Source organism: Shewanella carassii, from assembly GCF_002777975.1.
GTDB classification, from domain to species: Bacteria; Pseudomonadota; Gammaproteobacteria; order Enterobacterales; family Shewanellaceae; genus Shewanella; species Shewanella carassii.
On record NZ_NGVS01000038.1, the window covers coordinates 1 to 9,298 of the forward strand.

Genomic DNA, 9,298 nt, shown 5'->3' on the forward strand with positions numbered 1-9,298 from the left:
GGGGGCTCAGGCTCAGTTTGTCCAGTGCATCGCACAGCACCAGGGTGTGTTTGTCGCTGCTGTGCTCGAAGTAGTAGAACAGCCCCGCTTCGCGGGTCAGGCGTTCGAAGAAGTCAAAGTCGCTCTCGCCATACTGCACGCAGTATTCCCGTTTGCGGCTTTCATGGCGCGGGTCACAGCGAAAGGCGTAGTCGGTAATGCCCATTTCGCCGAACAGTACCGCGATGATGTCGGTCAGGCTCTTTTCCTGGAAGATGCGGCTGTTGCGCCGCAGTTGCAGGCGGCTCAGGGCCGGCTCCAGTCTCAGCCGGTAGNCACCGCGATGATGTCGGTCAGGCTCTTTTCCTGGAAGATGCGGCTGTTGCGCCGCAGTTGCAGGCGGCTCAGGGCCGGCTCCAGCCTCAGTCGGTAGCGGGTCTGTCTGTGGCCGCTGTCGCCGCGGCCAAAGCGGCTTACTATGCCGTGCAGTTCTCGCTGGCATTCGCCGTCCTGCCACCAGCTCAGTACCCCGCTCTGGTCCACCAAGTCGCTCGCCTTGATATCGTCCCGGCGACTCAGCAGCTCAAGCTCAACCACATAAGGACTCGACAGCGATTCTTCCAGCTTGAACGACAGCACCGACAGGCTATCCTCTGCCAAACTGCCCGCCTTGAATCCAAAACGCATGCCGCTCCCTTGATGACTCATCTTCGCTGTCCTTATTGTCCCTGTCCTTTCGCGGTACTCTTGCTGTCTGAGCTCTTGCTGTCTGAGCCCCGGCTTCCCCTGTTTTAGGGNTGACTCATCTTCGCTGTCCTTATTGTCCCTGTCCTTTCGCGGTACTCTTGCTGCTTAGGCTTGTTGCTCAGGATTGTTACTTAAGCTACTGCCTGGCTTGCCTCAGCCCTGACTTTCTTTTGGGCTTGCTCGCTGTCGCTGAGTGCCGTTTTGCTCTTGGTTTAAATGCGATTGACTTGAATGTCTGTTGAATGTCCGTTTAGCCGAATTGCACCAAAAGCCATTGGCCTGCTCTCTGTCTCTCCATCAACCGTTTACACTGTCAGTTGACGTCCTCGCCAGAAAACACCCCAATGGCAAACAGCCACCGCAAGGCGGTGGCTGACACACACTATCAGGCTTCGATGGGCTTGCGCCAGTCATCCGCACCTGAAGTACCGGCACTCACGTGGTCCCAGTCTATCTTGCGATAGGCCATTGCCACCTCAACCAATTGAGTGAAATCCGCCTTGTTCGGGTCCTGGCAGTGTGGCATGTGGCAGTTGATGTCCACTATCGTCGCACCTTCAAGCTTGGTGGTGAAGAAGTGCTCCTGCTTGCCCTCGATAGAGGTGCGGTACCACTTCAGCTCAACCTTATTCAGCTTCTCACCGGATGACAGCGAGTTGTACATCAAAGGCACTGCCTTATTCAGCGCCACGGTGAACTTGAACGGCTTGTGCACCCGTTGACCCGAAGGCATACCTGACTGTGGGTCGGTCGGCACTGTCACCACATGGTTGAATTCCTGAACCAGCATCTCGTCTTCATGACCTTCCACAAAGATGTCGCCCACTGACTCGGCCGTAAACGCGCCTGCGGTGATGTTGCCCTGGGTTTGACCTTCGATGGAGATATAACATGGTGTTGGCATGGTTAATTCCTTTTACTGTTGAATGAGTGATAAAACCTCATCTCCCAATGCCAGAAGCATGCCAAATCGTAAGCCACTGTTTTACAACAACATCCAAACCACCCCCCACTCTCCGGGCAATTTCTTGCCCGAACCCGGGCAATTTTTTGCTCGCCGGGCAACTTCTTGCCCGAAGAGAGTTGCCCAAGTAGAGTTGCCCGAAAGAGTTGCCTGAAGGAATGTCCCAAGGAATAAGCTGAAGTCGACTGGCTTTTGTGAGCCAATAACGCGTAATTCGATAAGAAAATGAATGGATAAAAAAACAGCAAGCCTTAGCTTGCTGTCGCAATTATTTCTATGAATCGCTTGAACCCAAAGGTATCGTATTTACCTATCTAAACTGACAATCCGGCACTTTAAGCATACCTCAGCATTTATCAGATTTAGACCAACAACTTCCGGATGTGTGGAAAGTTTGATCCCATTAACTCATAAGCGGGTAACTTGCAGATGAGGCAACCTTTTAACAATAAAATCGACTACCGTTTCAAAATTAGTTTTATTACAAAATATACTGACACTACCCCAAAAAGATTCTATATCACCACTTATCAACACCATTTTCCTGCGGCTATCAATTTTCAACTTAGTAAATATTAGCTTACCCTTTTGATCCTTTTCATCCCAAAACAACGGTACATATTGAGCCTTTTCAGGCTCGTAATCGGGAACAGGACAAAAACTTAAAAGCACCAAACCTCCGGGTCCGGCTAACAGCAATGGATTCGTCATAAAAACCAAAGGTAACAATATCAAAGCACCTATTCGCAACATTAACGCTAAAGCGGTAAAATCCAACTTACGATAGCGCCACTTTGGATATAGCTTTAAATTATCTTCAAGCATGCCACTTTGAGTAATCTTATAAGCGATATGATGATATTGGCTTCGAGTAAGAGCATAAAAAGCAAGCAAGATAACACCAAATAGAATTGCAAGATAAAAGTCCCATATCTCCAGGGTTTGCCATCTGCCTTCATCACTAATTAGTCTGCTTAAGATGGGAGCAGCAACAGGTAAAGCTAACATCCCCAATATTATTTTACTGTGAAGCACCAAAGCACTCGTTGGCCAGTCAAAGGCTCTTGGGCATTCCCACAGAAATACAGCCTCCTCATGCTCCAACTGCCCAATATCCTCCTGAGTAAAACAACCTTCCTCTAATGCTGTCTGGTTATACTGAATATAATCGGGCCGTTCAATGATTCCGCTCATTATCTACTCCATGATATTTTTCATATTCAGCATAACGGGAGTCGCCCCACTAGGCCAAGCGAAACTGCCCTTGGCTGCTGGCTTGATAGTCTTGCCATTGTATATGTTACCGATATCCAGAGGGTCTATCTCAAAGCACCACTCTTTAGCAACGTTGGTGAGGTCATATCTTTGCACGGAAAGCCAAATTTCAGAGTAGGACTCCTTCATTGCGACGGGGACCAACCAATGGATCCCCATACCTTCTGGCGGACTGAGATCGATATTCAACTCGTTGTCCAAGCGATTAGGCAAACCTTTAGTCAAGATCTGCTGCATCGCCGCATCACTCAAACGTACGGGTGTGATATCCCCCCAAACTCTACTTGTGAGTTCCAAAAGTGCTCGATATGCTCGCGTCTGTCATTACATATCTTTAGCCGTATTCTAAATAGGAAAGCAGTACAGCATCCAAGCCAGGGTATCCCAGCCACTGGCGTGAAACTTTAATCTACCTTTCTTTTAAGATGCTGCTGAAAGTCGCCCAGAGAGCCTCCGGCTTGGTAGTGCGCGGTGATTTCCGCTTTTAAGCGAACCAGCTCTGCGCTGGGCTGGGCCCATTCACTTTCAGGCAACGGCTGAGACCAGGCCTCCAGTGCTGCGGTGGGTTTAAAGGTGGCAAGGTTTTGGGTCCACTCTGACACCCAATAGGGAAACTTCCACAGGCAAAACACATTCACCAGATAAAACCACACCATGCCCGCATAGGAAGTGCTGTGCAGACCCCACTCCATCCAAAACAGGTTTTTCGGCCCTATCTTAAAGTGTTCGTGCAGCAACTTGCGATGCTTATCAAAGCTGTGTCTATCTTCCGGTTGCGCCGCTGAGGCCCAATATTCCGGTGCTTCATCCATATAACAGCGCATAGTCTCCCAGGAGAGCTGCGCCGAGGCCACTGTGGCAACCGGCCGGGTCAGCACCCAGTAGTTGTCGCCATGGGGCAAGGCCATCCCAAAAGTGACGTTAGTCATCACATTGGTGCCGGTGGCGCCCTTATGCATGGCGACCCAGGACACCACCTCCTCCCAGGGAATAAACTGCGGCTGTTTGCTGCCCTCGGGGTAGTAGCACACCTCACGGCGCTGGCGGTTAAACCTCAGCGGCCGCTGGCGGGCAGCTTTCAGCGATGTGCTGATGATGACATAGCCGCCTAAACAGAGGGCAACGGATGCGCAAATAATGGTGAATGGTAACAACTCAATCACAGATTCAACAAAGTAATGCCAAAACGAAGCCTGTCCGTCATTGATAATATAATCCTTACGCGCTATCAACAGGCTGGTAGCCATTTGTACAAAAAGGAAAAAGCTTATACAGCCAGTGTACAACTGCACCTGAAAGGCCTTGCCATGACTGGTTCCGCCTATGTCCATATAAACATCATTGATTTCCAGTACCTCGCCCGAGGGGCCAAGTGCCGATGAGTCCATGGCCGAAGGCAGGGGTTTGGGGGAGAAAAACAGTGCCTCGCCTAGGGGAAAGGGGCGCAGCTCCCCTGCATAAGGGGGAGTGGCATTAAGATCTAAGCTGGCTGATGTTTGACTCATAATTGACTCTATTTACCTCTGTATTGTCTGTTGATACGCTTGCTAACTGATGCTATTGCTAATTGCTACTCTTATTGCCGCGAAAACGGCATTACTTGAATGACAGCTGCGCTGTAGTGAGCGGGCGCAGGTTGGCCTCTGAGACATTTCTGGCCTTAAACAGCTGCACCTGGCTCAAGGCGCCGACGCGATAAAAACTCTCGGTTTGAAAGCGCACCGTCTCTCGCCTGTTGGAGTCCGGCATCGGCCGATAATTCAGCTCCAGGGCAATGCCATGGTTGGCGTTAGTCTCATTGGGGTAGATGAGCAACGCAATCTGTAAAGGTTCACCTGGCTCACTCAAGCAACGCCATTGCAGCTCCAGCGCTGCCGTGTAGGCCTGCCAGTCATTGCTTTGTGCATCGGTCATCCAGTAAGCGGCGAGCTTAACCTCGGCGTCATCCAGTTGCTCCAGCGAGATCCCGGGCAGAGTCACAGACAAGGCTCTGCCCTGAGTTAGCTCAATCAGGTTGGCTCTGGGCTTGGCGGTGAGCTTCGCCAACTGATAGTTACTCTCTTGTAGAGAGTCAAAGGCGGGTTTCTTGCCCCAGCGGCTCTTTTCAAACCAATTCTGATAGTCCGTGCGCTGGTTCATATTGTAGATAACGGTTGTGCCGAGTTGCAGCGCCGATATCGCGATACCGATAAGATTAACCCTCAAACCGATACTCAGCAATCTGCCACTGTTGGTAGCCCATAGCATGGCTTTAGGGATATTGCGGGTATCATTCCAGATAGAGAGGGCAATAATACCAGTGCGAATAAACCCAGAGCCATTGACAACTGTGAGGCTGGACTCTGCCGCCAACTCCATAATGGCGCGATTGCGGGCATCTGCATCGCCGGCATCCATGGCCATCTTCATTTTTTCCCGAGCTTGCCATGCCTTGGCGCCTGAAAAAGTACCGCTGAAAAAATAGGCTAACAAGCCCATACCCGCCGTCCAGCGCCCCAGACTGGCGCCATATTGCAGCTTGCCGGCACCGCTTTGCACCCGTTTTAAGGCGCTCAGATTAGTTGTAGCCTTAATGCCCTGCACCAAACCAAAGCTGGCTCCTAGGGCACCGGATAGATCGCGACTGATATCCAAATCTGAAACATCTTTCTGTTTATCAAAACTGTCATTATATGTCTTGGCAGCATTCCAAACGGCAAAGCAAGTCAGCATAAAGGCCAGGGCATCCCAACCATTGGCGCGAAACTGCAACTTACCACTTTTTTTGAGTTGCTGATCCCGGGCCATGACCTTGATCTCGGCGCGCTGCTCTGGGGTGAGCCCCTTTATCTGATAGCCAATCTTACCGGGTTGCTCACCATAGGGGGTCATACTCTGGGCAATTTGGGGCTCGAGAAGAGAGAGCTTATCCTGATTTGCCTGATGACTTTGGCGCAGAGACTTAACGTTCTCGGGTTCACCGGAATTGCCCTTTTTGCGATGCCGAGCAAAAGCTTCACGGATCTGATGACTAAGTCGGGTATTTTCCTGGCGTAAGTTCGAGGCATCTGTTGTCAGAGACTCAAACTTTGTCGCTTCAGCCGCAGATGCCACTGTGACTGTGACCCCCTGAACACCATAGGCTTTAAGGAGTTCCAGCCACCCTGCATTGTTTAAGTTTCGTAACACACTATTGGGGTCAAACTGGAGATTTTGCGACATTGAGTGTAGTAACTCTTGAGTCTTATCTGCCAGTGCCAAGGTCATGGCCGGCTGATAGCTGTCAATGGTCAACTGATGAAACGCCTTCAGCTCATCATCGAGATTGGTAAATTTTAGTCTTGCCGGCTCATTCGATACCAGGCTGTTCAAACTCGTACCAATGTTGTTGAACTCTTGCGCCGACTCTTTGGCAGTCAAACTACTTTTTATCTTATTGATATGATCTAGGATCTTCTGGGTCAGCTTATCATAGGCATCAGTACTTAAGGTAAAGACCGCCGGGTAGCTTATCCAGGGGAATTTATCCAAGGTGCCGGCAACCAAGGCACTGGCAGTGTCATTCCAACACAGATCTTTAATACAGCTGTATTCGGCGGCCAGATATTCACGCAATTGTTTACTGGATGTGGAATCAAAGTACCAGGCTGCAAAATAAAAGCGGATAAATAAAGCGCTGCGATCGGCCGTGATGGCGTCAAGCATCCGATGCCAACCCTGCAGCTTAGTCCGCTCCTGCTGTAAAAACTGCCTCATCTCATCAAGATGAATTAAATCACGAATGCCGTCTTTACCGGCATTCCAATCTCCCCAGGACACATTCAATAAAGAGCCGCCTCTGTTTTGCAATATGTACTGTTCCTTTACCGAATGAATGACATCCTCATACTTATCCATGAGATCCGGCCCCAGTGCCGCTTTCATATTGCGATACTTTTCACCGACCGTCGGGCGGGCCATATCGTCATATTTTTCATCAAGTTCATGTAGCCAATCGATGACTGCTGATTTTTGGACTGAATTAAGAGACTTGGCAAAACTGGTATCGCCGACAGCAAAGGCAAAGCTGTCAATACGTTGAGGCGTTAATAATAATTGGCTTTCGATATAGCCGCCTTCGACATACTTTTGATAGCGCATCTCATCGCTTTGCCATTCTTCCAGCCACTGGGCAACTTTGTTCTGATATTCGGCCAAGTCCCGCAATACACCTATATCATCATTGAGGATCAGATAGAGATGATCTTCTTTATACTGCATGGCAACTGTGGCCGACAGAGATGCAAAATCAACCGCTTTATATAGGGGCTTGTGCTCCCAGATATAAGGCGTTGGTTGATCTTCCGAGGCAGTCATTTTTTCAGCACACTCGGCCAGCCAGTTTTTTGCCTGCTGGGATGTCAACAGATCTTTGCCGCCTTTCATTGCATCGGCAGCGGCCAGATTGATAGCCTGCATAAAGCGCTGTCTATCTTTCTCATTGGCAATGACTTGTGAACACTTCACCGCTGTCCATTGCAGTTCCGAATAGGCGGCATAGATGGTGTGTTTTTTGGCAAATATCAACGCAGCCTCTCCCACTGAGTGGGTTCGCACATCGCTGGCCACTTCACTGCCTTGCCACACCAGTTTGCTGATTTTTCCCTGCTTAACAACATATTCATGAAGGAGGGTTTCTCCTTTTTTTTCCACTATGATATACAGCCAGCCATCGCGTAATAATCTTATCCCAAGAGGCTTTGCCTTAGTCTTATAAGGAAGCTTGATATCGGTAGGCGTAAGCTGTTCAACCAAACCATAACGCACTGGGATCAGTTGAACTGACGGTTTCATTAACTGACAAGTACCAATAGGACTTTTGGCGTCTTTCACCTCGCCGCATCTCGCGGCGTCCATGGGGTTGTTCATACTGCAGATTCCTCTTGTTGCTGTGTTGCAGCAGATGCCGGCTTAGGTTGGCTATATTGAAAGGCGAGCTCAGCGGCCTGTTCAATGCGCTGTGTGGGCGGCAACGCAGAGGGAGTATCGACCAAGAGACGAATATCCGGGTAAGCTGCGCCAGTAAGTGCAGCTTCACCTAAAAAGCCGATGATGTTGAAAAACATCAATAGATCACGTTCGATGCAAAATCCCTTTTGGTAGGCGATATCAGCCCAACGAGCTACCCAAGCCTGTGGTTCCTGGAGCTCAGCCCAGCGAGTGGGGAAGTATTTCATCATGTGGCGGGCGATACTTTTTTGGATATTACACCATGAGATCTGCCCCAGACGTCGCCATTGCTCATCGCTGAGTTTTATATCTGGGCTTATCTGTGTATCCGCCATCTCCGGCTGCCTCAGATGACGCCAGCCATCTCGTGTCGGTAGCCATGCCTGAGTCATGGATTGCCACAATTGTGGCATGTGAGTATCCAGTAATACCCAAGCCGCCTCACTGTGGGCAAGCTTGAAAAACACTTGGCTGCCATAGGGAGACTGGATCCTGATCAGCCGTCTCATCTGGCTACAGATAACATTGAGGGGCAATGCGGAGGCGAAGAAGTATCCAGATAACGGCTTGTTTTGAGCTAAAAACCATTGCTCGACTGGCTCAGTGGCTCTTATCACGTAAGGAGATACTGATTTTAATGTGTCGTAAGGCTGAAACAGATATATGGCTTCAAGATCGAGCTCTCCAGCTAGGCCGTATAACTGCCTGGCCAGCTCGGGGATTTGGCCGCCATCAACACATAAATAGATCTGCTCCCCTTTATCCAAGATAAATGGGGGCAGTGTCAATTTGACACCTGTACTCATAGGGTTAATCCCCCCCCCTCATTACATACTTCACACAAGGGCTCTTCACCCTTAAGTGCGGCCACTTGTTTTGCGGGAACAAACCCGATTTCAGCTTGGGGCAACTCGGCAGCGGCCACTTCACCCGGAAGCTCCGGTGCCTTGCCGGCAAAGCCGCTGCCTGAGCCGGGGCTGCCACCCGAGTTGAGATTAACCGCCGCGCCGCCCAGGTGCACCCCGGCCGGATCGACTTTGACGAAGCTGCCACCGGCACTGATACTGATCTCGGCGCCAGCATCGAGCACCATTTTCCCCAATGACTTGAGATGAACTTCACTGCCCACTTCGAGCGCTTCTTTGGCGGCGACTTTCTGCTGATAGCTGCCATCCACTATCAGGCTCTTGTCGCCTGTTACCTGCTGACGGGACTCGCCCAACACCGTCAGGTGGTCGTTACCACCGATGCGGCTGCGCCTTTCATTGTCCACATCCAGGTGGCTGTCGTGCTTGATATGCTCGTGTCTGTCATTCTCGGTCAGTAGGTTCAGGTCTTTCTGCGCATGCAGGTAAATCTCCTCTT

Annotated in this window: 9 protein-coding genes; all 9 read right to left on the reverse strand. The window is 50.3% G+C overall.

Annotation, left to right across the window (positions count from 1 at the left end):
* Positions 1-205: contractile injection system protein, VgrG/Pvc8 family (locus tag CBE72_RS20505; protein WP_167387704.1), on the reverse strand; the 205-nt coding region annotated here is incomplete at its 3' end.
* 98 nt (positions 206-303) lie between these two features.
* Entirely contained in the window at positions 304-687 is a 384-nt protein-coding gene (locus tag CBE72_RS20510) for a contractile injection system protein, VgrG/Pvc8 family (protein ID WP_100145981.1), read from the reverse strand.
* Between the two features lie 424 nt (positions 688-1,111).
* Complete coding sequence (locus CBE72_RS19550; RefSeq protein ID WP_100145983.1) at positions 1,112-1,630, reverse strand: Hcp family type VI secretion system effector; 519 nt, start codon at positions 1,628-1,630, stop codon at positions 1,112-1,114.
* A 468-nt stretch (positions 1,631-2,098) separates the two neighbouring features.
* Positions 2,099-2,884: a hypothetical protein gene (locus CBE72_RS19555; protein ID WP_100145985.1), complete on the reverse strand. Its 786-nt coding sequence runs from the start codon at positions 2,882-2,884 to the stop codon at positions 2,099-2,101.
* 3 nt (positions 2,885-2,887) lie between these two features.
* Positions 2,888-3,262: a hypothetical protein gene (locus CBE72_RS19560; protein WP_100145987.1), complete on the reverse strand. Its 375-nt coding sequence runs from the start codon at positions 3,260-3,262 to the stop codon at positions 2,888-2,890.
* Between the two features lie 107 nt (positions 3,263-3,369).
* Positions 3,370-4,470, reverse strand: coding sequence for a hypothetical protein (locus CBE72_RS19565; protein WP_100145989.1), 1,101 nt, complete (start codon positions 4,468-4,470; stop codon positions 3,370-3,372).
* Positions 4,471-4,561: 91 nt separating this feature from the next.
* Positions 4,562-7,852, reverse strand: coding sequence for a toxin VasX (locus CBE72_RS19570; RefSeq protein ID WP_100145991.1), 3,291 nt, complete (start codon positions 7,850-7,852; stop codon positions 4,562-4,564).
* Positions 7,849-8,739 (reverse strand): DUF4123 domain-containing protein, encoded by an 891-nt coding sequence (locus tag CBE72_RS19575; protein ID WP_100145993.1) that lies wholly within the window; start codon positions 8,737-8,739, stop codon positions 7,849-7,851. The genes CBE72_RS19570 and CBE72_RS19575 overlap by 4 nt, the downstream gene beginning before the upstream one ends.
* Positions 8,736-9,298, reverse strand: a 563-nt coding sequence (locus CBE72_RS19580; RefSeq protein ID WP_420876325.1) for a bacteriophage T4 gp5 trimerisation domain-containing protein, incomplete at its 5' end; no start/stop codon positions are given. The genes CBE72_RS19580 and CBE72_RS19575, both read right to left, overlap by 4 nt.

What these genes read in the sequence shown, in the direction of transcription:
- CBE72_RS19550 (WP_100145983.1), bottom strand. Translation starts at nt 1,630, where the DNA reads ATGCCAACACCATGTTATATCTCCATCGAAGGTCAAACCCAGGGCAAC.
- CBE72_RS19555 (WP_100145985.1), bottom strand. Translation starts at nt 2,884, where the DNA reads ATGAGCGGAATCATTGAACGGCCCGATTATATTCAGTATAACCAGACA.
- CBE72_RS19565 (WP_100145989.1), bottom strand. Translation starts at nt 4,470, where the DNA reads ATGAGTCAAACATCAGCCAGCTTAGATCTTAATGCCACTCCCCCTTAT.
- CBE72_RS19570 (WP_100145991.1), bottom strand. Translation starts at nt 7,852, where the DNA reads ATGAACAACCCCATGGACGCCGCGAGATGCGGCGAGGTGAAAGACGCC.
- CBE72_RS19575 (WP_100145993.1), bottom strand. Translation starts at nt 8,739, where the DNA reads ATGAGTACAGGTGTCAAATTGACACTGCCCCCATTTATCTTGGATAAA.